This is a genomic window from Pseudomonas sp. BF-R-01 (genome assembly GCF_019946615.1).
GTDB lineage: Bacteria > Pseudomonadota > Gammaproteobacteria > Pseudomonadales > Pseudomonadaceae > Aquipseudomonas > Aquipseudomonas migulae.
On the sequence record NZ_JAGYFX010000011.1, the window covers coordinates 13163 to 36964 of the forward strand.

Consider the following 23802-nt stretch of genomic DNA (forward strand, 5'->3'; position numbering starts at 1 on the left):
GGATCGCTAGGGTGTGCGCATGAATGATCTGGCCAATTCCACCATGACTACAAATCCCCCCAAGCGAATTGATTTCAATACGCCTGAGTTGCAACGCAAGCGCCGCATCCGCGCGCTCAAAGATCGCCTGACCCGCTGGTACGTCCTCGTTGGCGGCCTTGCCGTTCTCGGCGCGATCACGCTGATCTTCTTCTTCCTTGCCTACGTCGTCCTGCCCCTGTTCCAGGGTGCCGACCTGACCGCCAAGGAATCCATCACGCCCGCCTGGATGCAGGACGCCGGCAAGCCGCTGATGATCTCCCTGGAAGAGCAGAACCAGGTCGCTATGCGGGTTTCCGACAAAGGGCAGGCACTGTTTTTCGACATCGACAGTGGCGCCGAACTCAAGCGCGTCGATCTGCCGGTTCCGGCCGGCGCTACCGTGACCTCCATCGGCGAAGACCAACCGGGCCATCCATTGGTGGCGGTGGGCTTCTCCAATGGCCAGGCGCTGGTGTTCCGTCACACCTATAAAGTCAGCTACCCGGACGGCAAGAAGACTATCTCGCCGGCCGTCGAATATCCGTACGGCGAAACCCCGATTGCGCTGAACCAGGCGGGCGGTGCGCTGGAGCACGTCAGCCTCAACGCCACCGATTCGACCCTGATGCTGGTCGGTTCCACCGGTTCGCAACTCAATGTTCTGTCGCTGACCAGCGAAGAGAACATGATGACCGGCGAAATCACCAACGAGCAGAAGCGCATCGACCTGCCGCAGATGACCGAGCCGGTGAAGAACATCTTCGTCGACCCGCGCCAGCAGTGGCTGTATGTGATTAACGGTCGTGCGCAAGCCGACGTGTTCAGCCTGCGCGACAAGAGCCTCAACGGTCGCTACAAGCTGCTCGAAAACGGCGAAGCCGAGATCACCGCCAGCACCCAACTGGTGGGCGGTATCTCACTGATCCTCGGCGACTCCAAAGGTGGCCTGGCCCAGTGGTTCATGGCTCGCGACCCGGATGGCGAACTGCGCCTGAAGCAGATCCGCACCTTCCAGATGGGCACCACGCCAATCGTTGAAATCACTGCCGAAGAGCGTCGCAAAGGCTTCATCGCCCTGGACGCTTCCGGCAAGCTCGGCGTATTCCACAGCACCGCGCACCGCACCTTGCTGGTGGACCAGGTCGTGGAAGGCCAGGGCCTGTTCGGTCTGTCGCCACGGGCCAACCGCGTGATCGTGGAGGCCGGCGGCAAGATTCAACCGCTGCTGCTCGACAACCCGCACCCGGAAGTGTCGTGGAGCGCGCTGTGGAGCAAGGTCTGGTACGAGAACTACGACGAGCCTAAATACGTTTGGCAATCGACCGCCGCCAACACCGATTTCGAACCGAAGCTGAGCTTGTCTCCGCTGACCTTCGGCACCCTGAAAGCCGCGTTCTACGCCATGCTGCTGGCCGCGCCACTGGCCGTTGCCGCGGCGATCTACACCGCGTACTTCATGGCCCCGGGCATGCGCCGCAAGGTCAAGCCGGTGATCGAGCTGATGGAAGCGATGCCGACGGTGATCCTCGGTTTCTTCGCCGGTCTGTTCCTCGCGCCGTATGTAGAAGGGCATTTGCCGGGCATCTTCAGCCTGCTGATGCTCTTGCCGATTGGCATTCTGGTGGCCGGCTTCGTCTTCAGCCGCCTGCCTGAGTCCATCCGCCTGAAAGTGCCGGACGGTTGGGAAAGCGCGATTCTGATCCCGGTGATCCTGTTCGTGGGCTGGCTCTCGCTGTACATGAGCCCGTTCATGGAGAACTGGTTCTTCGGCGGCGACATGCGCATGTGGATCTCCCACGACCTGGGCATCACCTACGACCAGCGCAACGCACTGGTGGTCGGGCTGGCCATGGGCTTCGCGGTGATCCCGAACATCTACTCCATCGCCGAAGACGCCGTGTTCAGCGTGCCGCGTGGCCTGACCCTCGGTTCCCTGGCCCTCGGTGCCACGCCGTGGCAGACCATGACCCGCGTGGTAATCCTCACCGCCAGCCCGGGCATCTTCTCGGCGCTGATGATCGGCATGGGCCGCGCGGTCGGTGAAACCATGATCGTGCTGATGGCCACCGGTAACACCCCGGTCATGGAAATGAACCTGTTCGAAGGTCTGCGCACCCTGGCGGCCAACGTCGCGGTGGAAATGCCCGAATCGGAAGTCGGCGGCAGCCACTACCGCGTGCTGTTCCTCTCGGCGCTGGTGCTGCTGTTGTTCACCTTCGTCATGAACACCCTCGCAGAACTGATTCGTCAGCGTCTGCGCAAGAAATACTCGTCGCTTTAAGAAAGGTAGAAGTCTGTGAAACAGAACTCCCTGAATGGATGGTTCAAGAGCGGCGCCCCCGGCGTCTGGATCAGCGGTGGCGCGGTGTCCATCGCGGTCATCATGACCATTGGCCTGCTGGCGGTGATTGCCGTGCGCGGTCTGGGTCACTTCTGGCCGGCGGATTTGATTCACGCCAGCTACGACGTGCCGGGCCAGGCCAATCACCTGGTCATCGGCGAAGTGGTGCAGAAAGAAGAAGTGCCGCGTGCGCGCCTGAAAAGCGCCGGGCTGCCGGTGCCTGACGAAGGCCCGGAGTTCATGACCCGCGAGCTGATCAAGGTCGGCAACCGTGACTTGAACGGCAACGACTTCACCTGGATCGTCGGCGAGTGGCTGACCAACCAGAAGACGCCGCCTGAGCTGATGGCCATCGAGCGTCGCGAGTGGGGCAATTTCTACGGCTACCTGGTCAACGTCAAGCAGGACGGCAAGGTCATCGCTGAAGGCGAAGCCGCGTGGCCTGAGTTGCAGGCCCGTGTTGCCCGCGTCAATCAGCTCGCCTCTCAGCTCAAGACCCTGGAAAAAGTCGACATCGGCGCGATCAACTCAGGCCTCGAACGCATCCGTCTGCACGGTCGCAAACTGGAACTGGCCGGCAAGCTCGATGCCACCGCGCAAGCGGACATGGAGTCCGAGCGCGCCGAGCTGAACGCACGTTATCAGGACATCGAAGCACGCCTGAACGACCTGCACGCCCAGTTCAATCGCGATAGCCTGACGGCCCGCGATGCCAACGGCAAAGAGATTGAAATCGGCATCGGCAAAGTGGTTCACGCCTATCAACCGAACGCCATGGGTACGATGACCAAGATCGGTTTCTACTTCAGCAAGGTCTGGGAATTCCTCAGCGACGACCCGCGTGAAGCGAACACCGAAGGCGGGATTTTCCCGGCCATCTTCGGCACCGTGATGATGACCCTGATCATGGCAATGATCGTGACTCCGTTCGGCGTACTGGCGGCGGTTTACCTGCGTGAATACGCCAAGCAGAACACGCTGACGCGGATTATCCGCATCGCCGTGAACAACCTGGCGGGCGTTCCGGCGATCGTTTATGGCGTGTTCGGTCTGGGCTTCTTCGTTTACGTGCTGGGCGGCTCGGTCGACCGGTTGTTCTTCCCTGAAGCGCTGCCGGCACCGACCTTCGGTACGCCGGGTCTGCTCTGGGCTTCGTTGACCCTGGCGCTGCTGGCGGTGCCGGTGGTGATCGTGGCCACCGAAGAAGGCCTGGCGCGGATTCCTCGCACCGTGCGTGAAGGCTCGTTGGCCCTCGGCGCGACCAAGGCGGAAACCTTGTGGAAGATCGTGCTGCCGATGGCCAGCCCGGCGATGATGACCGGCATGATCCTCGCCGTGGCTCGTGCCGCCGGTGAAGTGGCGCCGCTGATGCTGGTGGGTGTGGTGAAACTGGCGCCGTCGCTGCCGCTGGATGGCAACTACCCGTACCTGCACCTTGATCAGAAGATCATGCACCTGGGCTTCCATATTTATGACGTCGGCTTCCAGAGCCCGAACGTCGAAGCCGCACGACCGCTGGTGTACGCCACCGCGTTGCTGCTGGTGCTGGTGATCGCGACATTGAACCTGTCGGCCGTTTATATCCGTAACCACCTGCGCGAGAAATACAAAGCGCTGGATAGCTAATTTAGCGCCGCTCCCTGTAGGAGCCAGGCTTGCCGGCGAAGGCGATTTCAAGGACGCCTTCGCGGGCAAGCCTCGCTCCTACAGGACGGCAACACCGCTGGCCCATTATGTGAGGCCAGCGGACAACCGAACCGAATTTGTCAGCACAGGGAGCTTCCCATGCAGCACGAAACACATACCCACGGCATCAACATGTCTGCCCTGGGCCGCGACAAACAGAGCCTGAGCCTTGCGCAGGAAACCGTGGCCATTGAAGTGCCGGGCCTGAGCCTGTTCTACGGCGACAAACAAGCGCTGTACGACGTCAGCATGAACATCCCGAAACAGCGCGTGACCGCCTTCATCGGCCCGTCCGGCTGCGGCAAGTCCACGCTGCTGCGCACCTTCAACCGCATGAACGACCTGGTTGACGGCTGCCGCGTAGAAGGTGAAATCAACCTCTACGGCAACAACATCTACCGCAAGGGCGAAGACGTAGCCGAGCTGCGTCGTCGTGTCGGCATGGTGTTCCAGAAGCCGAACCCGTTCCCGAAAACCATTTACGAAAACGTGGTTTACGGCCTGCGCATCCAGGGCATCAACAAAAAGCGCGTCCTCGACGAAGCCGTCGAGTGGGCGTTGAAAGGCGCGGCGCTGTGGGACGAAGTCAAAGACCGTCTGCACGAGTCGGCACTCGGCCTGTCCGGTGGTCAACAGCAACGTCTGGTGATCGCGCGCACCATCGCCGTGGAACCGGAAGTGCTGCTGCTCGACGAACCGTGCTCGGCACTCGACCCGATCTCGACGCTGAAAGTCGAAGAGCTGATCTACGAACTGAAATCGAAATTCACCATCGTCATCGTGACCCACAACATGCAACAGGCCGCGCGGGTTTCCGACTACACGGCGTTCATGTACATGGGCAAACTGGTGGAATTCGGCGACACCGACACCTTGTTCACCAATCCGGCGAAGAAGCAGACCGAAGACTACATAACTGGTCGCTACGGCTAGGAAGCTGTTGTTGCTCACTGAACTGACGCTGCGGTCCACCGCACCTTACCGGACGCTCCAAGGACGCCAACATGATTAGCAAAGAAGGCCTTACCCATCACATCTCCCAGCAGTTCAACGCTGAGCTCGAGGAAGTGCGCAGCCACCTCCTGGCCATGGGCGGGCTGGTCGAGAAACAGGTCAACGACGCGGTCACCGCGCTGATCGAGGCCGACTCCGGCCTGGCCCAGCAAGTGCGCGAGATCGACGACCAGATCAACCAGATGGAACGCAACATCGACGAAGAATGCCTGCGCATTCTGGCCCGTCGTCAGCCGGCCGCGTCCGACTTGCGTCTGATCATCAGCATCTCCAAGTCGGTGATCGACCTTGAGCGCATCGGTGACGAAGCAACCAAGATCGCCCGTCGCGCCATCCAGTTGTGTGAAGAAGGCGAAGCCCCGCGCGGCTATGTCGAGGTGCGCCACATCGGCGACCAGGTGCGCAACATGGTTCGCGATGCACTGGACGCGTTTGCCCGTTTCGACGCCGACCTGGCGTTGTCGGTGGCGCAGTACGACAAGATCATCGACCGCGAATACAAGACCGCCCTGCGTGAACTCGCCACCTACATGATGGAAGACCCACGCTCTATCTCGCGGGTCTTGAGCATCATCTGGGTGCTGCGTTCGCTGGAGCGCATCGGCGACCACGCGCGCAATATTTCCGAGCTGGTGATTTATCTGGTGCGCGGCACCGACGTGCGTCACTTGGGCCTCAAGCGCATGAAAGAAGAAGTTGAAGGCACAAGTGGTGAAACCGCTAATGTTCCGGGCAAAGTTGACGATAAGTAAGATTGCCCAAGTAAAGCGCCCGGCCTTTTGGCCGGGCGTTTTTGTTTACGGGTTTGTGAATTTGAATGCAGCACCCGCGAACGAAAAGTCCCGGCGTGACTGAAGGTTTATGGCGATGCGCCATCAGTAAAGCGGTATGCTTGCCGGGATTTTTTAAAGGGGTGATGGATGAGTAAGGTCAGTGTATTGGTCGTGGATGATGCGTCGTTCATTCGTGACCTGGTGAAGAAGTGCCTGCGCAACTACTTCCCGGGGATCCGGATCGAAGACGCGGTCAACGGCAAGAAGGCTCAGGCCTTGCTGGCGCGGGAAGCGTTCGACCTGGTCCTGTGCGACTGGGAAATGCCGGAAATGTCCGGCCTGGAACTGCTGACCTGGTGCCGCGAGCAGGACAACCTCAAGACCATGCCCTTCGTCATGGTGACCAGCCGTGGCGACAAAGAGAACGTCGTCCAGGCAATTCAGGCCGGTGTATCCGGCTACGTCAGCAAGCCGTTCACCAACGAACAACTGCTGACCAAGGTCAAGCAGGCGCTGAACAAGGTCGGCAAGCTCGACACCTTGATGAACAGCGCGCCAACCAAAATGAACTCGGCGTTCGGCAATGATTCCTTGAGCGCGTTGACCGGCGGCAAGCCTGCCATGGCCAGCGTTGCACCTGCTGCTGCACCGATTGCCCGACCTGCCGCCGCTGCCCCCGCGCCAGCACCCGCGGCGGCTGCCCCGTCCCGTGGCCTGCTCAACAGCCCGCCGGTAAAAGCACCGGCGGCGTCTGCAGCGCCTACCGGTGGTCGCGGCCAAGGCCAATTGCGCCTGCCCAATGGCATTCAGCAATGCGTGATCAAGGCGTTGAGCCTCAAGGAAGCGCTGCTGGTGGTCAAACGCAGCGAAGCCCTGCCGCAAGTGCTCGACAGCGCCGTGCTCGATCTGGAGCAGGGCGACAACGCTGAAGTCGCCCGCCTGAACGGTTACCTGCACGCCATCGTCGCCCACGAGCAGAAACCCGACAGCGAATGGCTGCAACTGACGTTCCGCTTTGTCGACCAGGATGCGCAGAAACTGGATTACATCTCCCGTTTGATAGCACGTGGTACGGCGCAGAAGCATTTCGTTCCAGGCGCATAACCTTCGTCGCCTGACAGTCCGCCATCGCTAGCAGGCTAGCTCCCACATTGGAATGCATTTCCCTGTGGGAGCTAGCCTGCTAGCGATGGGGCCATCACATACACCGCACATCTGCGCAACAGCCCATTTTGAAACATCTGCCGACTACCCGGGTCCATTGCAGCTGCTAGGCTCATCCCCAGGCCTTACTCGACAGAATCCTGCCCATGCTCGCGCGCCTGCTGTTTTGCTGTGGTCTGTTCATGGCGTCCTCTACGGCCATGGCCATGACCATCTACAAATCCACCGATGCCAATGGTGTGGTCTCCTACAGCGACCGCCCCACGAAAGGCTCCAAGGTGTTCACTTTTCGTGATCGCATGGTCGAGCACCTTGAGCGTCAGGTGTACCTCGTCATCACCAAGAAAAAAGGCGTGGACAGCGTGTACGTGCGCAACGACCTGTACGCGCCGGTACAGATCGAGTTGAGCTTTGCCGGGCTGCAGAACGTCAGCGGTGCGCCGAGCCGGCCGATTCGCCGGGTCATGCCGGCGCGCAGCAGCATTCGTCTGGCGCTGCTCACGGCGACGCGGGCTGAAAGGCCGCTCGCGTACACCCCCAGATTTGAATACTTCCTGGGTGATCCCTCAGGAGCCGCCATGGCCTATCGATACCCGTTTCCCTGGCGCGGCGGACCGTTTCGGCTGAGCCAGGGCGCCAATGGCCAGTACAGCCACTTCGGCCCCAAGAATCGCTACGCCATGGATATCGCGATGCCTGAGGGCACGCCGATCATTGCCGCGCGGGGCGGGGTAGTGGTGAAAACCGAGAACGCCCAGACCGGGCGCGGCAACGATCCGTCAGGCAATTTCGTGCGGGTGCTGCACGATGACGGGACGATGGGCGTGTACTTGCACCTCAAGCGGGGTTCGGTGAGTGTTCGCGAGGGGCAGCGGGTGTCGGTGGGCAGTCCGCTGGCGCTGTCGGGCAACACCGGCAACAGCAGCGGGCCGCACCTGCATTTCGTGGTGCAGCGCAATACGGGGATGGGGCTGGTGTCGATTCCGTACCAGTTCAATCAACCGGTGGGGGCATTGCCCAACTTTGCGTTGGGCAAACAGTGATGCGGTGCCTGGGCTGACGCCTTCCTTGTAGGAGCCGGCTTGCTGGCGATGGCAGCGCCGCGGTGTCATGTGAAACCGCGTTATCGTTCATCGCCAGCAAGCCGGCTCCTACAGGGGTAGGGCTCAATCCAGCATCAACACCTTGGCCAAAATAATCTTCGGCCCTTTCATCTTCTTGATGATGATCCGCAAACCTTCAACTTCCAGCACTTCTTCCTCTTCCGGCACCCGTTTCAGGGATTCATACACCAGACCGGCGAGGGTTTCGGCTTCGACGTGGTCCAGGTCAATGCCCAGCAGACGTTCGACCTTGAACAACGGCGTATCGCCGCGAACCAGCAACTTGCCCGGCTGGTACGCGAGAATCCCGCGCTCAGCCTTGCGGTGTTCGTCCTGAATGTCGCCGACCAGCACTTCCAGCACGTCTTCCATGGTCAGGTAGCCGATGACGTTGCCATCGGCCTCTTCGACCAGTGCGAAGTGCGAGCCGCCTTTGCGGAACTGTTCCAGCAACTGCGACAGCGGCATGTGGCGCGACACGCGTTCCAGCGGTCGGGTCAGCTCAGCCAGGTTGAACGACTCGGGAATGTGGTCCAGCGCGGCCAGTTCCAGCAGCAGGTCCTTGATGTGCAGCAGGCCGACGAACTCCTGGCGATCGCTGTCGTACACCGGATAACGGCTGAACTTGTGGCGACGGAACATCGCCAGGATTTCCTTGAGCGGCGCGTTGAACTCCAGCGTCACCAGGTCTTCGCGGGAGTTGGCCCAGTCGACCACTTCCAGCTCGCCCATTTCCACCGCCGAGGCCAATACACGCATGCCTTGGTCGCTCGGGTCCTGGCCACGGCTGGAGTGCAGGATCAGTTTCAGTTCTTCACGGCTGTAATGGTGCTCGTGATGGGGGCCGGGTTCACCCTGGCCAGCAATGCGCAGGATGGTGTTGGCGCTGGCGTTGAGCAGGTAAATCGCCGGGTACATCGCCCAATAGAACAGGTACAGCGGCACGGCGGTCCACAGCGACAGCAATTCGGGTTTGCGGATGGCCCAGGATTTCGGCGCCAGTTCACCCACCACGATGTGCAGGTACGAGATAACGAAGAACGCGGCGAAGAACGACACGGCCTTGATCACTTCGGCCGACTGCACGCCGACGGCTTCCAGCAGCGGTTCGAGGATGTGTGCGAACGCCGGTTCACCGACCCAGCCAAGGCCGAGGGAGGCGAGGGTGATACCCAATTGGCAGGCCGACAGGTAGGCATCGAGCTGACTGTGAACGGTGCGCAGGATGTGCCCGCGCCAGCCGTTTTTATCAGCGATGGCCTCGACCCGGGTCGAGCGCAGTTTGACCATGGCAAATTCCGCCGCAACGAAAAATCCGTTGAGCAACACCAGGATCAGAGCAAAAAGAATCATGCCGAAGTCGGCAAAGAGTGTTGCGAGGGTCAAGCCAGGGGAAGGGTCCATGATGGAGTTTTGCGGGTTCCGTGTATTCGAAAAGGGGGTCAATGCGGTGCCTGAAAGGCAGGCACAAGTCAGCCAATGTAGCGGCTGACCGGGTGCTTGCCTAGTGGCGAATGCTGGCCGGTATCAGTCGGCCGTGCTGATGACCCGGGATTTGGTGACCTGGGCCGGCGCGAAATGGCAGGTAAATGTACTGCCGTGGCCCGGCACGCTGCTGATTTCCATCCGTGCGCGGTGGCGCAGCAGCACGTGTTTGACGATTGCCAGCCCAAGCCCGGTGCCGCCGGTGTTGGAGTTGCGGCTGGAGTCGACGCGGTAGAACCGTTCGGTCAGGCGCGGCAGGTGTTTGCTGTCGATACCGATGCCGGAGTCCTGCACGCTCAGGTGCGCGCCTTGCTCGTCGCCCCACCAGCGAATGCGGATATTGCCTTCGGCCGGGGTGTATTTCACCGCGTTGAACACCAGGTTGGAAAACGCACTGCGCAATTCGGCTTCGCTGCCCTTGAGCAGAATCGTCGGATCGGCTTCCAGGGTGATGCGCTGGTTTTTCTGCCCGGACAGTTGCTGAGCGTCGCCCTTGATCGATTGCAGCAAGCCATCGATGGCCACGGGCTGGTTGTCCGACGGGTAATCGGTGGCTTCCAGCTTGGCCAGCAGCAGCAAGTCGTTGAGCAACGTCTGCATGCGCCCGCCTTGCTGCTGCATTTGCTGCAGGGCACGGGTCCAGCGCGGGTTCACGTCATCGACGTTGTCGAGCAGGGTTTCCAGATACCCGCAGATCACCGTCAGCGGCGTGCGCAGTTCGTGGGAAACGTTGGCGATAAAGTCTTTGCGCATCTGTTCCAGCTGATGGATGCGTGTCACGTCGCGCACCAGCATCAAGTGTTCGTTGTTGCCGTAACGGGTGATGTACAGCTGAATGCGCAGTCGATCATTGATCGGCGAAGGGATTTCCAGCGGCTCGGCGTAGCTGTCCTGCTCGAAGTATTCCTTGAAGCGCGGGTGGCGCACCAGGTTGGTCACCGGCTGGCCGCTGTCCTGCGGCGTCTTGAGACCGAGCAGGGTTTCCGCGGCGCGGTTCCACCATTCGAGGTTGCCGTCGGTGTCGAGCATGATCACCGCGTCTTTCAGCGCGGCGGTGGATTCCTGGACCCGGTCGATCACCGCTTGCAGGCGTCCGCGCACGCGTTGGTCGCGGCGTTGCAGGTGATAGATGCTGTCGAACACTTCGCCCCACAGGCCATAGCCATCGGGCGGCGCTTCATCGGGTTTGTGCAGGCGCAGCCACTCGTGCAGACGCAGCAATTGCTTGAGGGTCCAGGCCAGGTAAAGGCCCAGGCCCGCAGCGAGGCTCCAGCCGTAGTAGCCGGTAATCAGGCCGATCACCAGGCAGGCGGTGACCAGTAGCAGCATGTGGCGAATCAGGGTGCCATGCCAGTTTTGGTTCACTTGAACGCGCGTCCTTGTCAGCTTGTCGGGCGGGAAAGGGCTGAATCAGGCTTTGGTGGAAAACCGGTAGCCGGTGCCGCGCACGGTTTGTACCAGATTTTCGTAGGCATCACCGAGGGCTTTGCGCAGGCGACGGATGTGCACGTCGACGGTGCGTTCCTCTACATACACATTGCCGCCCCAGACCTGATCCAGCAACTGGCCACGGGTGTAGGCGCGTTCCTGGTGGGTCATGAAGAATTGCAGCAAGCGGTATTCGGTCGGGCCCATCTCGGCGGGTTTGCCGTCGATGGTCACGCGGTGGCTGATCGGGTCCAGCAGCAGGCCGCCGACTTCAATCGGCGCTTCGCCATCGGTAGGGCCGGCGCGGCGCAGCACGGCTTTGAGGCGCGCAACCAGCTCACGAGGGGAAAACGGTTTGGTGATGTAGTCGTCGGCGCCGACTTCCAGGCCCTGGATCTTGTTGTCCTCTTCGCCCTTGGCGGTGAGCATGATGATCGGGATGTCCCCGGTCAGCTCATCGCGCTTGAGGCGGCGGGCCAGTTCGATGCCGGAGGTGCCGGGCAGCATCCAGTCGAGCAGGATCAGGTCCGGTTTGCGGTCGACGATGATCGCGTGGGCCTGCTGCGAGTTTTCGGCCTCCAGGCAGTCATAGCCGGCCATTTCCAACGCAACGGCGATCATTTCGCGAATGGGCGCTTCGTCGTCGACGATCAGAATGCTCCTGCCAACCATGCCTTTAATCCTCTTGTCATTTAACTGTCTTGCGCCGCATTAGATAACGGAATTATTGCAGTCGTGTGACAGTATTTTAGTCGCCCGGCGATTGTCATGATCCTGATCTATTCTCTAAGTCCGAATCCTGACAACCACAAAAGGAAGGTTTCCATGAAGCAATACTCGCATTCCTTTAAAGCCCTGCTGTTGGCGGCTGCGCTTTCCTTGCCAACCATGGCCTTCGCGGCTGAGCCGGCGATGATGAAAGACGGCATGATGGTCGACCACAAGGGCATGACCTTGTACACGTTCGACAAGGACACCACCGCCGGCAAGTCGGTGTGCACCGGTGAGTGTGAAGAGTACTGGCCACCGCTCAAGGCGGAGGCGGGTGCCAAGGCTGAAGGTAAATGGACCGTCATCAAGCGTGACGATGGCTCGATGCAATGGGCCTACGACGGCAAACCGCTGTACTACTTCAAGAAGGACGCGAAACCGGGTGACAAAACGGGCGACAAAGTGAAGGACGTCTGGCACGTGCTCCAAGGGCCGAAGATGTAAGCCCGATCCGAAACGGCGGCCTCGTTTCCGTAGGAGCGAGGCTTGCCCGCGAAGGCGTCAGCCGCCTCACCGCACCGCGTAATCCAAAACAATCCCCACAAAAATCGCCAACCCCGCCCAATGGTTGTGCAAGAACGCCTTGAAGCAGCGCATCCGGTCCTTGCCACGGGTGTACCAGAACTCCCACGCAAAACAGCCCGCCGCCGCCAGCAGTCCGAGGTGAAACCAGCCACCCAGCTCGAATTTCGACCCGGCCAGCAACAGGCAACCCAACGCCAACCCTTGCAAGGTCAGGATGATCACCCGGTCCGCCTCGCCAAACAGAATCGCCGTGGATTTCACACCGATCTTCAAGTCGTCGTCGCGATCAGTCATCGCGTAATAGGTGTCATAACCCACCGTCCACAGCAGGTTGGCGATCCACAGCAACCACGCCGCTGCCGGCAGTTCACCGGTTTCGGCGGTGAACGCCATCGGCATCCCCCAGGAAAACGCCGCGCCCAGCACCACTTGCGGGTAATAGGTGTAGCGCTTCATGAACGGGTAAGTGAAGGCCAGCGCCAAACCGCCGAACGACAACCACACCGTTGGCGCATTGGTGCACAACACCAGCAGGAAACTCACGCCCATCAGCAATGCAAAGAACACCAGCGCTTCTTTGGAGCTGATCTTGCCGCTCGGCAGCGGGCGCTGTTCGGTGCGTTTCACATGGCCATCGACCTTGCGGTCCGCCCAGTCGTTGATTACGCAACCGCCGGCGCGGGTCAGCACCACGCCGAGCACGAAGATCACCACGTTGGCCAGCGACGGCGAACCTTTACCGGCAATCCACAACGCCCACAGCGTCGGCCACAGCAACAGGTAAATGCCGATGGGTTTGTCCATGCGCGTCAGCTGAATGAAATCCCAGGCCCGAGGGTTCAAGCGGTTCAGGGACTTGAGCAGGCTCTGGTACATCAGCAGTTCTCCGGATGGGCGCGGGTGGCGTGCCACAAGGTCGGCAGGAAAATCTCGGCCACCAGCACGCTCAAGGCGCCACGGTCGAAGCGCGAGCGACGGCCCCACAATTCAGGTGCCCGGCACTCCACCGGCAGCCACTCCTGAGGATAGTGACAAACCTCGATGGCGCGACGCTGAAACGCCTGATCGCAAAACAGCAACTCGCCCAGCGAGCGACTGCCCAACTCGTCCATGTGCAACCCGTCGCCCTGCAACGCGCTGCGTGCCGCCACACTGCGGGCGAACACCCAGGCTTCACCGTGGCCGCGCAGATACACCTCGCGCACCCAGCCTTCACTGTCTTCGGCCAGGTCCAGTGCCGCGCATTCGTCCGCGCGCAGCGGTTGCCAGCCTTCGAAAAGCGGCGTGACGCTGAAGCTGTCATTCGACAGACGGGTCAGCCGTCGGGTCAGCGAACCTTCGTCGAACAACCAGTCGAGGGTAGACGTGTCGGGGAGCGGCGAAAGTCGGCTTTGGGGAAGCCAGAAAGGAGGTTTTGAGTGCGGCACAGTGAGTCATTATTGGCAGCAAATGAGGCGGCGAGCTTACCATGTCGGTCGGTGATTTTGATTGATCCGGCGCCCCATTGCGTCGAACAGGCTTGCATCTGCCGGGCCCGATCAGTACAAAACGCCCTGAGCCGGACGGCAGCGCTGCAACCATCGACCGTTCGCGCCGGCAATAAGCCTGAATCCTGAGGATGTACCTGAATGAAAAAGTGGCAATGTGTGGTCTGCGGCCTGATCTACAACGAAGCCGACGGCTGGCCGGATGACGGCATTGCGCCGGGCACCCTGTGGCAAGACGTGCCGGAAGACTGGCTGTGCCCGGACTGCGGCGTCGGCAAGATGGATTTCGAAATGATCGAAATCAACTAAGACATTTAGAGGAGTAAGGAATGAACGCACCTGTCGTGATCGTCGGCACCGGGCTGGCTGGCTACAACCTCGCCCGGGAGTTTCGCAAACTCGATAGCGAAACCCCGCTGCTGCTGATTACCGCCGATGACGGGCGCTCCTACTCCAAGCCGATGCTCTCCACGGGCTTCGGCAAGAACAAAGACGCCGACGGCCTGAGCATGGCCGAACCCGGCGCCATGGCCGAACAGCTGAAGGCCGAAGTGCGCACCCACACGCGCATCAGCGGCATCGACCCGGGCCACAAACGCCTGTGGATCGGCGAAGAATCAGTGATCTACCGCGACCTGATCCTGGCCTGGGGCGCCGAAACCGTGCGCGTGCCCATCGAAGGTGATGCGGCGGACGCCGTGTTCCCGATCAACGACCTCGAAGACTACGCGCGCTTTCGTGCGGCAGCGGCCGGCAAACGTCGGGTGCTGTTGCTCGGTGCCGGCCTGATCGGCTGTGAATTCGCCAATGACCTGATCCTTGGCGGTTACGAGGTGCAGCTGGTTGCACCGTGCGAACAGGTCATGCCGACCCTGTTGCACCCGGCGGCAGCCGCTGCGGTCCAGGCCGGGCTGGAAAGCCTCGGCGCACGTTTCCACCTCGGGCCGGTGCTCAACCGCTTGCAGCGTGTTGAAGAGGGTTTGGAAGCGCATCTATCGGACGGTCAGGTCATCCCGTGCGACGTGGTGGTCTCCGCCATCGGCCTGCGTCCGCGCATCGACCTGGCGGCCGCCGCCGGTGTGCAGGTCAATCGCGGCGTGGTGGTCGATCGCCACCTGAAAACTTCTCACGCCAACATCTACGCCTTGGGCGACTGCGCTGAAGTCGACGGGCTGAATTTGCTGTACGTGATGCCCCTCATGAGCTGTGCGAGAGCGCTGGCACAAACCCTCGCCGGCAACCCGACAGCGGTGAGCTACGGCGCGATGCCGATCACCGTCAAAACGCCGGTTTGCCCGTTGGTGGTTTCGCCGCCACCACGGGGTTTGGAGGGCGTCTGGACCGTCGAAGGGCAGGGCGCTGACATCAAGGTTTTATGCCGCGATGCCGCCGGAAAACTGCTCGGTTATGCCCTGACAGGCGCGGCGGTGATGGAAAAACTCGCACTGAACAAAGAACTTCCACCGCTGCTGGCGTAAATACCGGTCGTTCTGTCGGAATCACCCCGCTTTTGCCCCCACAAACGTCGCGCCGAGACTGGCGCGGCTCTTCCGTGCGTGCCATTCTCACTCCCGTCTGCCGCAGAGTAGAGCACCTGCGGCGCTTTGGGCGCTGTTCCAACGAGAACAGCACGGACATAACAACAAAAAACCGTCAAAGGGGCTTCACTAATGCGTAAACCAGAACTCGCCGCCGCCATCGCGGAAAAAGCAGATCTCACCAAAGAACAGGCCAACCGCGTTCTCAACGCCGTTCTCGAAGAAATCACCGGCGCCCTGCACCGCAAGGACAGCGTGACGCTGGTCGGCTTCGGCACCTTCCTGCAACGCCACCGCGGCGCACGCACCGGCAAAAACCCGCAAACCGGTGAGCCCGTCAAAATCAAGGCCAGCAACACCGTTGCGTTCAAGCCAGGCAAATCGTTGAAAGACAGCGTTAATCCGTAACACGCACCGACACCCGCATAGCGGGTGAGCGGAACAAAAAATGGGCACGCCAACCAGGTTGGGTGCCCATTTTTTATGGCCACGAGTTTCATGCCGGGCGCCCACGGATCAGACAACACAAAACCCTTGTAGGAGCCGGCTTGCTGGCGATAGCGGTGGATCAACCAACATCAATGTCGCCTGACACGCCGCCATCGCCAGCAAGCTGGCTCCTACAGTCCTATGTACCAGCGAATTCCCCACTCCCCCCGCAGCAATTCAGTGACAAGGGCCTCCCCATCTTTTGAGCTGACAACAATCACTGTAGGAGCCGGCTTGCCGGCGATAGCGCCCGATCAACCAACATCAATGTCGCCTGACACACCGCCATCGCCAGCAAGCCGGCTCCTACAGGTTTACGTGCGTGGCGAATCAGCCGGTTCGACTTTGTTGCCTGGCGAAAATCGCCGCCATTTCCGGATCATCGAGGTGATCCAGCGCCCGCTCCACCAACAAATGCACCCCGTCGGCCATGCGGCTGAGCGCCAGGGCTACGGAGCGGCGTGAACCGTCCACATCGTCGGCGAGGTCGGCAGCGATGGCGCTGATGGACAGCAGGTCTTCCGAGGCGTTGGCGAGGAGGGCTTCGGTGTTGATGCCGGGGCAGACGCTGAAGAGCTGGCCGTTGCGTTTCGGTGGTTTGGGTTCGGTTGGCGGGAAGTGATGGTCGAGGGCGCGTTCGGCGGCTTCGTTGAGTTTGTTTGAGTCGGGGCTTTCGTATGGGGAGATCGGATCGGTTTCCGGTGGGTTTGGTGTGACCTTGAACATGGTTACTTTCCTATAGTAGGGCCGTGACCATTTCGCGACTAAACGAAAGGGAGGCGGCTGTGCGCAAGTTAGTCGACCGGTAAAGTCACCAAAACCCGGCGCGCCCAAGGGCGCCATGCGCACAGCCACCATCAAGTGCAGGCAAACACCTGACAGGATGACACTTGTGCAACCGTAGATGACTAGCCGGGCGACTAAACCCGATCACTGATGAGCAGTGACACGAACCAAGTTACCGACCGCCCCCAAGGCGCACAAGCCGGCGGATTCTGGCGTAGCCGTAGGCAACGACGCAAGGTGTTGTAGCTTGCAGGACGTAACCTTGAGGCGTTTTAAACAAGCGCTCTCTGGCGACGTTTAATCATTGCGATCTTGATGTTCCTTACCAACTTCCATAGGGGATTCCGAACTTTTCGATATAGGCTTTTGACTCTTCTGAAAGCGGCCGATGTTTTCCATTGGACGTTCCCCCGTAGGGGCCTTTGGGACTGATCGTGCCTTGGACTCGAGTGACTTCGGTCGATTTAAGACAAGGCCCACCTAACCACACCTTGGCGATTCCTCCTGGCGCCAGGCCGATAGTCAAAAACTTTCGGTAATCGGTTTTCCATTTGCCTACCGCGCCGCAATAAGCTCTTTCACCCTTGAGCATGGTGTTCCGCGCAGATTCGGGGATTTCGATGTAGGCCCCGTAGGTCTGCGGTTCTGCCATGGACTGCCAGCGCACATAGACCAAACGAGGCAGGTCAGCCCCGGTAACATACCGGCCTTTTCCTCCAGGATCTTCTCGCCATCCCGCTGGCTTACCTCTGAACTCGGACGGTACGCCTTTGCTCATGGCTCGTGGATACCCCATAGCCGGTATACCGCTGCCCGCGCGAAGGAACACGCGCTCATTGATATCAACGACACCGGCCGTTTCGATCCAGACTTCCATATAGTCAGGCGAAAAAAAATCTAGGCTCCATGCGTCATAAGGTAATGATCTGCTCTCGACAGAGGCACATCCTCCCAACAACACAAATAGCAACGCAAAGCCGGACTTAAGCAAGGGTGAGCACCTAAGCATTGGGATGCACCACGCGTTTATAGTTTTCGGCGGGGCGATCGATAAACACGATGTTCAGGTCACTATTGTTCCAGCCTTTGGCTGCGTTCCATTTCGCAGACAGATGGATATAGCGGCGGTACAGCAGCTCCTCTTCGTCGAGGCTCAGGCTCGTGCGGCGAGTTTCGCCTAACGCATAAGCCATCAATTTTTCGGCAATCGATTTCAGCTCTGTTGGTAATGCGTACGTCTGATCCTCTTCGTCAATGACCTTGAACGGGACGTCGTGCCTGGCCCCCAACTCGCGCATGATTCGCAGGTAAACCAACGCCAAATCGTTGCGCACAATCCGCTCGCTGTGGACCGCCGCATAGACATTCTTCGAATTGGATCTGTCGCCTTTTGCGTTGCTGATCATCTCCACCGCCCAAGTTTTCACCTCCAATGTCAGCCCATACAGATTGAGTTGATCCTGAAGGCGACCTAGCTCTTGCTGAGCCCAACGATAGGCGGTTGACGCTGTGGAAGGCACGTAAAGTTCCATGTCGCGGCTGCAGCGCGGCTTGCTAAGCAAAACTCGTTCAATGACGTTGGGTATATACCCTCCACCCAAGTCGGAGTGGACGCCGGGCAGCTCGATATCAGCAGCGCCGGCGCTGTTGAGTGAAAAGTTATGGCGGCGCTCGTCCCGCGACACTAAATGCACGACCTTTTTTGCCACATCGGGTGCCAAGTACAAATTGACCCCGGGGTTATTGGCGTCGTGGACGCTAAAGTCGCCGTCAGCCACGCTGCCTACTGCAGCAGCGGTGTCGAAAATGCCGATAAAGTTGATGGAGGCATCGGTGTTGGCGCGCCAGGAAAACTCCTCGGTAAACAACGTAGCATTGGCGGGTAGCTGCGCCGCCAATGGACTCTTCTCTCCTTTCTGTACTTCATTGGCAAAATGCCTCGCAGCTGCGGCACCGCGACTGAAACCGAAGATATCGAACTCGACACGTTCAACCTTTCGATCAGGATTGGATCGCTTGAACTGTTCAACCCTTTCGAGAATAAGCGTTGGACTCTGCGCAACCCGCGCTGATACACCGTGTTCACCCACGCCGGTTGCTAGTGAAAAAAGTGAATCCTGTTCGCCACTGCTAGTACCGATGCCATCCAGATAAACGGGGATGTACCCGATGGTTTCTTCAACAGCCAATAACCGCTTACTGTCATCGGTGTACAGCTCATACAACTTCGCCACATTACTCGTGTCATTCCCATAGCTGTTATCCGGTGTATTCCCCTTGCCGTCATAACCCCTCGCCTGACAAAACTGCAGAATATCCTCAGCCTCCTCCAGCAGATTCACATCCCGCGCATAACACCCGGCAACCATTTCACTGTTGGACCGATTATTCCCAGTCCCATCAAAAAACACCCCAATACGTAAAGTAATTCCTTCTTCTTCAACCTCTTCCTCCTCCTCCTCCAGCTCATCCGACTCATTCTCTTCCGACGACGGGGGCTCAGGCACAACCGCCGCCAACAACCCCGCGACCGTCCCCGGCAACAACGCATGCGCCGCCATCCCCGTTCCCGGCGAACCACCGACCTCAACCTCGCTACTGCTGAACACTCCACCCGCATCGATCACGACGTGGTGACCACCGGCCTTCAACGTAATGCTGGCGCCCGCGTCCAGCACCAGATGGGCGCCAGCCTTGATATGAACGTGCTCACCGGCCTCAACCACCCACGCTTCGCCAATCTGGTTGTGGCTACTCCCGGCAATTTGCAGATAGTCGCTGGCCTTGAGCTGAACCTTTCTATCCGCCGTAACCGTGCGATGTTCTTCCGCGCCAAGCACCGCGATGCTGTTGCCCTTGATCGCTTCCCGACGCTCATTCCCCACGTCCAGTCGGCTGTCGTTCCCGACCTTCTGCTCCATGTCCCGCTGCGCTCGCAGGTAGATCAACTCCAGCCCGGCGCGGTCTTCGATCGACAGTTCGTTATAGCCACCGGTATGCGGCGAGCTGTGGCTGCGCAGCACGGTTCTGGTTTTGTTTTCGGGCAAGGGGTAGGGCGCCGGTGTGACCTTGTTGATCAGGCAACCGGTTATGAGTGGGTTATCTGGATTGCCTTCGAGGTAGGTGACGAGGACTTCCATGCCGATGCGCGGAATGGTCACCGCGCCGAAATGATCCCCCGCCCAACTGGACGCCACCCGCAGCCAGCAACTGCTTTGTTCGCTGTTGTGCTCAGCGCGGTCCCAATGGAATTCGACTTTGACGCGACCGTCTTCATCGCAGTAGATCTCTTCCCCGACAGGCCCGGTGACGCGGGCGGTCTGGCAGACGAGCACGGGGCGTTGTGCGGGCATCGGCGGCCGATAAAACACGTCCCAGGGAATCGCGCTGAAGCTGTTTTGGTAGCCCTGGGTAAAACTGCCCTCGGTGTCAGTGATTGACTCTTCCAGCACCTGCGGCTGTTTGCCGATATGAGTAACGCTGAGCAACAGCCACAGGTCGTTGTACGTGGCGCGTGGGTGATCCATCAGGCTGAAAAAGTGGCCGCTGCGCAGGCACGGTTGATCGCTTTTGCCCTTGGCCAATTGATAGTCGGCGCGGTGCCGCTCCAGTGCTTGCCGAGTGAGCTGTTTGCCGTGCTTTTCGGTCTCGAAAAACAGCGGGTAACGATAGTCTTCAAGCTCGGGGCTGAACTCGGCGATGAAGCGACTTTCCAGCAGCAAGCTCGGGTGTTTCGGGTCGTAGTTTCGGCGGGTGACTTTGCTGGGGCGAGTGCTGTAACGCATGGAAAACTGGCTGACGACCGGATGCTCCGCCACCATGCCGGCGCCTTGCAGGTAGGGCGTTTCGCCCAATTTCGCAAAGGCGGTCTGATCATCGCTGAACACCAGCACATGGCCTTCCCGTGAGTGCTGGTGATGCCACGCAATGCCATCCTCGGCGCACAGTCGCCGGACGAACTCAAAACAACTTTCCCCATATTGGGTGCAGTATTCGCGCTCGGGACTCGTTCTGACGTGGAAGCTAAATGCATCGGCTTGAATGCCGTGCCCCTTGAGTACCTGAGCGATGATTTGCGGCGCCGTCAGGCCCTGGAAAATTCGCTGATCGTGACTGAACTGCAAGTCATGCAGCGCCGGCACCAGGTGCATGCGATATCGGGTCAGGCGCTTGCCGACTTCGCCCACGGACACCCTGGTGACATGGCCATGAATGCCCTCGCCGTTGAGGCCGAACTGTAGAAAGGCGGGTTGGTTGAGCAAGCTTTCCAGATCGAAATCCGGATGCTCGCTGACCAGGTCAACCTGAATCGAATACAAGGCGCTGATGGTTTCCGTGCCTTCGAAGGCCAGCACTTTGAAGTCGTTGCGAATCGTCGGGATAAGGAGGGTGAAGTGGGCAACGTTGGCCGATGCAAGCATGCGCTTATCCTTTTGCTACGTAGTCGCTCGTCCTTAAGCTGAAAGAAAAAATCGGCGAAACCGAGCCATACGTGCCCGGATTAAGTCGCCAAAATGCCGGGCACGCTAACAAGGCATGCAAAGTATTGATGTAGGAAGGATCTTGAAGAGTGGTGTGATATTTCCCAGATACCCGAAGTTCCATTTTGGAACTTTGTTTTAAATTCAAAGTGGCCATCATAGTGATGGCACTTTTCTTATCGACAGTTGTCACTCGTCGTTTTGTTCATCGATACCCGTAACATTTCGGAATGCTCCTACATTTATATTTTTTAGTTTTTGGCATGCTGCGCGCCTGCCAAAGGGAGCAATCGGCAATGAATATGCGGTTTATTCAGGTGAAAGAGTCGGAGGCCTCTACCTCAACGGTTTCAGGGCGTTGGGTCGAGCGCTGAATTATTAAACTGACATCAGGGATCCCCTTGCTACATATAGGGAGATCTCCTACGAGAGATAAACGCGCTTCGTCTTATTGTTTAATCGGGTGCTTGCTAGTGGCCATCATCGTGAGTACGATGCGCCCACTTTGAAAGAGCACGATCTCAATTGGATGAGACATTTCGCAGCTCTTTGATTCTGTCTCACGCCGTTGGAACTCCAATGAGCGTATGACCGTAATCCAAACTAAAGGCCATGGATGTCCTACTCAAGCAAACTTTCTGCTCATTACCTCGATCTCGCAAAAGCCTCTGTTTCCAAAGAGAATTTCGCGGGCGAGGATGTTCGCTTTTCGAGCGAATATGAGTCACTGGAAAGCGAGCTGGCCAAAGCCTCGTCCATGCACGAAAGCGGTCAGATCGACTGGCTGAAAATCCGTGAAAACAGCGAAAACCTGCTGCGCACCCAGTCCAAGGATTTGCGCGTCGGCGCCTGGCTGACCTGGGCCCTGTACCAGCGCGAATCCTTCCAAGGCCTGCTCGCCGGCCTCGGTTTGCTGCACTACCTGTGCGAAAGCCACTGGGCCGAAGTCCACCCGAACAAGGCACGTACGCGCTCCGCTGCGATCAGTTGGCTGGTGCCGCGTCTTGAGCAGGTGCTGACCGAAAACGTCGCGATCAAAGAGCAGTTGCCGATGTTCCGCCGTCTGGTGGAACACCTGGAAGGCCTTGACGCCGCGTGCACCGAGCACCTGGGTGACGACGCGCCGTTGCTGTTGCCAATCTCCCGCCGTCTGAAAAACATGGTGCAACGCGCCGCCGACAACCAGCCGGAACCAGGCGTGGTGGGTGCGGCCGTGGCTCAGGTCAAACAAGTCGCGACGCAACTGCTGACGCCCGGCGCGCCGATCGACAACGAAAAAGAAGCCCACAAAGCCCTGCGCGCGCAGCAAGAAAGCGCCCGGCCGCTGTGCGCCTGGTGGCTCAAGCAGAAAGCCACCGACCTGCGCGCCTTGCGCCTCAATCGCACGCTGTTGTGGTTGCCCATCGATGCTGTCCCCGAACGTAATGCCGAGCAGATCACCGTGCTGCGCGGTTTGCCGGCGGACAAGCTCAAGGCCTATCAGGACCGTTACGATCAGGGCAAATACGCGGACCTATTGGTGGAACTGGAGGCGAGCCTGGCGAAGGCGCCGTTCTGGTTCGATGGCCAGCGAATGGTCTGGGAATGCCTCCAGGCACTCAACGCAGAAATGGCGATGCGCGAAGTGGAAATCCACTTCGCGCTTTTGGTTCAGCGCCTGCCCGGTATCGTCGAATTGCGTTTCCATGACGGCGCGCCGTTTGCCGATCCGGCCACCCGCGCCTGGATCAGCGCCAACGTCATGCCGCACCTGCAAAGCGCCAGTGCGCCACGCAAAGTCGAAGTCGCCGACACCCAGCCGGCCTGGGAGCTGGCGCTCGAAGAAGTCCTGCCGATTCTGCGCAAGGACGGCCTCAAGGCCGCTGTGCAAATCCTCAAGCAGGGCCTGCAAAGCGCCAACGGCGGGCGCGTGAGGTTCTTCTGGCAGTTCGCCCTCGCGCGGCTGTGCTTCATGGCCAAGAAATACGAACTGGCCAAGACCCAACTCGAAACCCTCGACCAAACATTACAGGACTCAGGCCTGCACGCCTGGGAGCCCGATCTTGCGCTGGAAGTGCTGCATTTACTGCATAGCTGCTGCGAGTTGTTGCCGCAGAACCATGCCGTACGTGAACGCAAGGAAGAGATTTATCGCAGGCTGTGCCACCTCGATCTCGAAGTGGTACTCGAATAGGCCCCAGGGCCACAACCGCAAGGAGAAAAGCCATGGCCAAAGAAGGCTCGGTAGCCCCCAAGGAACGCATCAACGTCACGTTCAAACCTGCCACCGGTGGTGCCCAGGAAGAGATCGAACTGCCGTTGAAACTACTGGCAATCGGTGACTACACCCACCGCAAGGACGAACGCAAAGTCGAAGATCGCAAGCCGATCAGCATCGACAAGATGACCTTCGACGAGGTGCTGGCCAAGCAAGAGCTGCAGCTGACATTGAGCGTACCGAACCGTCTTCAGGAAGAAAGCGACACTGAAGAACTGGCCGTGAAACTGCGCGTCAACTCGATGAAGGACTTCAACCCGGCCAGCCTGGTCGAGCAAGTGCCTGAGCTGAAAAAACTGATGGAACTGCGCGACGCGCTGGTGGCCCTCAAAGGCCCGCTGGGTAACGCGCCTGCGTTCCGCAAAGCCATCGAAGGCGTTCTCGCCGACGACGAATCCCGCGGTCGCGTACTGGGTGAGCTGGGCCTGAACGCCGCAGCCCAGGACGCCTGAG

Annotated in this window: 20 protein-coding genes; 12 read left to right on the top strand and 8 right to left on the bottom strand. The window is 59.6% G+C overall.

Annotation, left to right across the window (positions count from 1 at the left end; genetic code table 11):
- The first annotated feature begins 19 nt into the window (after nucleotides 1-19).
- The 6 genes from KGB27_RS06895 (at nucleotide 20) to KGB27_RS06920 (ending at nucleotide 8042) form a co-directional block, all read left to right on the top strand.
- Nucleotides 20-2302 carry an ABC transporter permease subunit gene (locus tag KGB27_RS06895; protein WP_223553684.1) on the top strand — a complete coding sequence of 761 codons (2283 nt, stop codon included), beginning with the start codon at nucleotides 20-22 and terminating at the stop codon, nucleotides 2300-2302.
- A gap of 15 nt (nucleotides 2303-2317) precedes the next feature.
- Nucleotides 2318-3988, top strand: a complete 1671-nt coding sequence (gene pstA, locus KGB27_RS06900) for a phosphate ABC transporter permease PstA (RefSeq protein WP_008030699.1) — start codon at nucleotides 2318-2320, stop codon at nucleotides 3986-3988.
- A gap of 159 nt (nucleotides 3989-4147) precedes the next feature.
- Nucleotides 4148-4981: a phosphate ABC transporter ATP-binding protein PstB gene (gene pstB, locus KGB27_RS06905; protein WP_008030698.1), complete on the top strand. Its 834-nt coding sequence runs from the start codon at nucleotides 4148-4150 to the stop codon at nucleotides 4979-4981.
- Between the two features lie 71 nt (nucleotides 4982-5052).
- Nucleotides 5053-5814: a phosphate signaling complex protein PhoU gene (gene phoU, locus KGB27_RS06910; protein ID WP_008030696.1), complete on the top strand. Its 762-nt coding sequence runs from the start codon at nucleotides 5053-5055 to the stop codon at nucleotides 5812-5814.
- Nucleotides 5815-5982: 168 nt separating this feature from the next.
- The gene (locus KGB27_RS06915) at nucleotides 5983-6939 is read left to right on the top strand and encodes a response regulator (protein ID WP_008038130.1); all 957 of its coding nucleotides are present in this window, start codon (nucleotides 5983-5985) and stop codon (nucleotides 6937-6939) included.
- Between the two features lie 206 nt (nucleotides 6940-7145).
- Entirely contained in the window at nucleotides 7146-8042 is an 897-nt protein-coding gene (locus tag KGB27_RS06920) for a peptidoglycan DD-metalloendopeptidase family protein (RefSeq protein ID WP_192417719.1), read from the top strand.
- Between the two features lie 123 nt (nucleotides 8043-8165).
- Here the strand turns inward: KGB27_RS06920 and KGB27_RS06925 are convergent, their stop codons facing one another.
- From KGB27_RS06925 to phoB, 3 genes are all read right to left on the bottom strand, one after another.
- Nucleotides 8166-9506, bottom strand: a complete 1341-nt coding sequence (locus KGB27_RS06925) for a hemolysin family protein (protein WP_008030693.1) — start codon at nucleotides 9504-9506, stop codon at nucleotides 8166-8168.
- A gap of 123 nt (nucleotides 9507-9629) precedes the next feature.
- A complete protein-coding gene (phoR, locus tag KGB27_RS06930; RefSeq protein WP_219739792.1) occupies nucleotides 9630-10916 on the bottom strand; it encodes a phosphate regulon sensor histidine kinase PhoR in 1287 nt (428 codons plus the stop codon).
- Between the two features lie 81 nt (nucleotides 10917-10997).
- Complete coding sequence (gene phoB, locus KGB27_RS06935; protein ID WP_007896474.1) at nucleotides 10998-11687, bottom strand: phosphate regulon transcriptional regulator PhoB; 690 nt, start codon at nucleotides 11685-11687, stop codon at nucleotides 10998-11000.
- A 153-nt stretch (nucleotides 11688-11840) separates the two neighbouring features.
- Here phoB and KGB27_RS06940 point away from each other — a divergent pair, with 153 nt between their 5' ends.
- Entirely contained in the window at nucleotides 11841-12230 is a 390-nt protein-coding gene (locus KGB27_RS06940; protein ID WP_223553685.1) for a hypothetical protein, read from the top strand.
- A 66-nt stretch (nucleotides 12231-12296) separates the two neighbouring features.
- Here KGB27_RS06940 and ubiA read toward each other — a convergent pair whose 3' ends face one another.
- Both ubiA and KGB27_RS06950 read right to left on the bottom strand, forming a co-directional pair.
- Nucleotides 12297-13187: a 4-hydroxybenzoate octaprenyltransferase gene (gene ubiA / locus KGB27_RS06945; RefSeq protein WP_008038125.1), complete on the bottom strand. Its 891-nt coding sequence runs from the start codon at nucleotides 13185-13187 to the stop codon at nucleotides 12297-12299.
- Complete coding sequence (locus KGB27_RS06950; RefSeq protein WP_008038114.1) at nucleotides 13187-13738, bottom strand: chorismate--pyruvate lyase family protein; 552 nt, start codon at nucleotides 13736-13738, stop codon at nucleotides 13187-13189. The genes ubiA and KGB27_RS06950 overlap by 1 nt, the downstream gene beginning before the upstream one ends.
- Nucleotides 13739-13939: 201 nt before the next feature.
- On the opposite strand from KGB27_RS06950, the gene KGB27_RS06955 reads away from it, so the two are divergent.
- The 3 genes from KGB27_RS06955 (at nucleotide 13940) to KGB27_RS06965 (ending at nucleotide 15744) form a co-directional block, all read left to right on the top strand.
- The gene (locus tag KGB27_RS06955) at nucleotides 13940-14107 is read left to right on the top strand and encodes a rubredoxin (protein ID WP_007954349.1); all 168 of its coding nucleotides are present in this window, start codon (nucleotides 13940-13942) and stop codon (nucleotides 14105-14107) included.
- A gap of 20 nt (nucleotides 14108-14127) precedes the next feature.
- Complete coding sequence (locus tag KGB27_RS06960) at nucleotides 14128-15276, top strand: NAD(P)/FAD-dependent oxidoreductase (protein WP_207284973.1); 1149 nt, start codon at nucleotides 14128-14130, stop codon at nucleotides 15274-15276.
- A gap of 192 nt (nucleotides 15277-15468) precedes the next feature.
- The gene (locus KGB27_RS06965) at nucleotides 15469-15744 is read left to right on the top strand and encodes an HU family DNA-binding protein (protein ID WP_003213368.1); all 276 of its coding nucleotides are present in this window, start codon (nucleotides 15469-15471) and stop codon (nucleotides 15742-15744) included.
- A 411-nt stretch (nucleotides 15745-16155) separates the two neighbouring features.
- Here KGB27_RS06965 and KGB27_RS06970 read toward each other — a convergent pair whose 3' ends face one another.
- From KGB27_RS06970 to tssI, 3 genes are all read right to left on the bottom strand, one after another.
- Nucleotides 16156-16551: a DUF6124 family protein gene (locus KGB27_RS06970; RefSeq protein WP_223553686.1), complete on the bottom strand. Its 396-nt coding sequence runs from the start codon at nucleotides 16549-16551 to the stop codon at nucleotides 16156-16158.
- Nucleotides 16552-16933: 382 nt separating this feature from the next.
- Nucleotides 16934-17620, bottom strand: coding sequence for a DUF2931 family protein (locus KGB27_RS06975; RefSeq protein WP_223553687.1), 687 nt, complete (start codon nucleotides 17618-17620; stop codon nucleotides 16934-16936).
- Nucleotides 17613-21032 (bottom strand): type VI secretion system tip protein TssI/VgrG, encoded by a 3420-nt coding sequence (gene tssI / locus KGB27_RS06980; protein ID WP_223553688.1) that lies wholly within the window; start codon nucleotides 21030-21032, stop codon nucleotides 17613-17615. Before tssI ends, KGB27_RS06975 begins: the two co-directional genes overlap by 8 nt.
- Nucleotides 21033-21708: 676 nt before the next feature.
- Here tssI and tssA point away from each other — a divergent pair.
- Together tssA and tssB are read left to right on the top strand one after the other, a co-directional pair.
- Nucleotides 21709-23265 (top strand): type VI secretion system protein TssA, encoded by a 1557-nt coding sequence (gene tssA / locus KGB27_RS06985; protein ID WP_008038109.1) that lies wholly within the window; start codon nucleotides 21709-21711, stop codon nucleotides 23263-23265.
- Nucleotides 23266-23297: 32 nt separating this feature from the next.
- Complete coding sequence (tssB, locus tag KGB27_RS06990; RefSeq protein ID WP_223415127.1) at nucleotides 23298-23801, top strand: type VI secretion system contractile sheath small subunit; 504 nt, start codon at nucleotides 23298-23300, stop codon at nucleotides 23799-23801.
- Nucleotide 23802: the final 1 nt, after the last annotated feature.

Coding starts and splice junctions, on each gene's coding strand:
- tssB (WP_223415127.1), top strand. CDS start 23,298: ATGGCCAAAGAAGGCTCGGTAGCCCCCAAGGAACGCATCAACGTCACG.
- KGB27_RS06975 (WP_223553687.1), bottom strand. CDS start 17,620: ATGCTTAGGTGCTCACCCTTGCTTAAGTCCGGCTTTGCGTTGCTATTT.
- KGB27_RS06925 (WP_008030693.1), bottom strand. CDS start 9,506: ATGGACCCTTCCCCTGGCTTGACCCTCGCAACACTCTTTGCCGACTTC.
- KGB27_RS06940 (WP_223553685.1), top strand. CDS start 11,841: ATGAAGCAATACTCGCATTCCTTTAAAGCCCTGCTGTTGGCGGCTGCG.
- phoB (WP_007896474.1), bottom strand. CDS start 11,687: ATGGTTGGCAGGAGCATTCTGATCGTCGACGACGAAGCGCCCATTCGC.
- KGB27_RS06960 (WP_207284973.1), top strand. CDS start 14,128: ATGAACGCACCTGTCGTGATCGTCGGCACCGGGCTGGCTGGCTACAAC.
- tssA (WP_008038109.1), top strand. CDS start 21,709: ATGTCCTACTCAAGCAAACTTTCTGCTCATTACCTCGATCTCGCAAAA.
- ubiA (WP_008038125.1), bottom strand. CDS start 13,187: ATGTACCAGAGCCTGCTCAAGTCCCTGAACCGCTTGAACCCTCGGGCC.
- KGB27_RS06955 (WP_007954349.1), top strand. CDS start 13,940: ATGAAAAAGTGGCAATGTGTGGTCTGCGGCCTGATCTACAACGAAGCC.
- KGB27_RS06895 (WP_223553684.1), top strand. CDS start 20: ATGAATGATCTGGCCAATTCCACCATGACTACAAATCCCCCCAAGCGA.
- KGB27_RS06920 (WP_192417719.1), top strand. CDS start 7,146: ATGCTCGCGCGCCTGCTGTTTTGCTGTGGTCTGTTCATGGCGTCCTCT.
- phoR (WP_219739792.1), bottom strand. CDS start 10,916: ATGCTGCTACTGGTCACCGCCTGCCTGGTGATCGGCCTGATTACCGGC.
- KGB27_RS06970 (WP_223553686.1), bottom strand. CDS start 16,551: ATGTTCAAGGTCACACCAAACCCACCGGAAACCGATCCGATCTCCCCA.
- phoU (WP_008030696.1), top strand. CDS start 5,053: ATGATTAGCAAAGAAGGCCTTACCCATCACATCTCCCAGCAGTTCAAC.
- tssI (WP_223553688.1), bottom strand. CDS start 21,032: ATGCTTGCATCGGCCAACGTTGCCCACTTCACCCTCCTTATCCCGACG.
- KGB27_RS06915 (WP_008038130.1), top strand. CDS start 5,983: ATGAGTAAGGTCAGTGTATTGGTCGTGGATGATGCGTCGTTCATTCGT.
- KGB27_RS06965 (WP_003213368.1), top strand. CDS start 15,469: ATGCGTAAACCAGAACTCGCCGCCGCCATCGCGGAAAAAGCAGATCTC.
- pstB (WP_008030698.1), top strand. CDS start 4,148: ATGCAGCACGAAACACATACCCACGGCATCAACATGTCTGCCCTGGGC.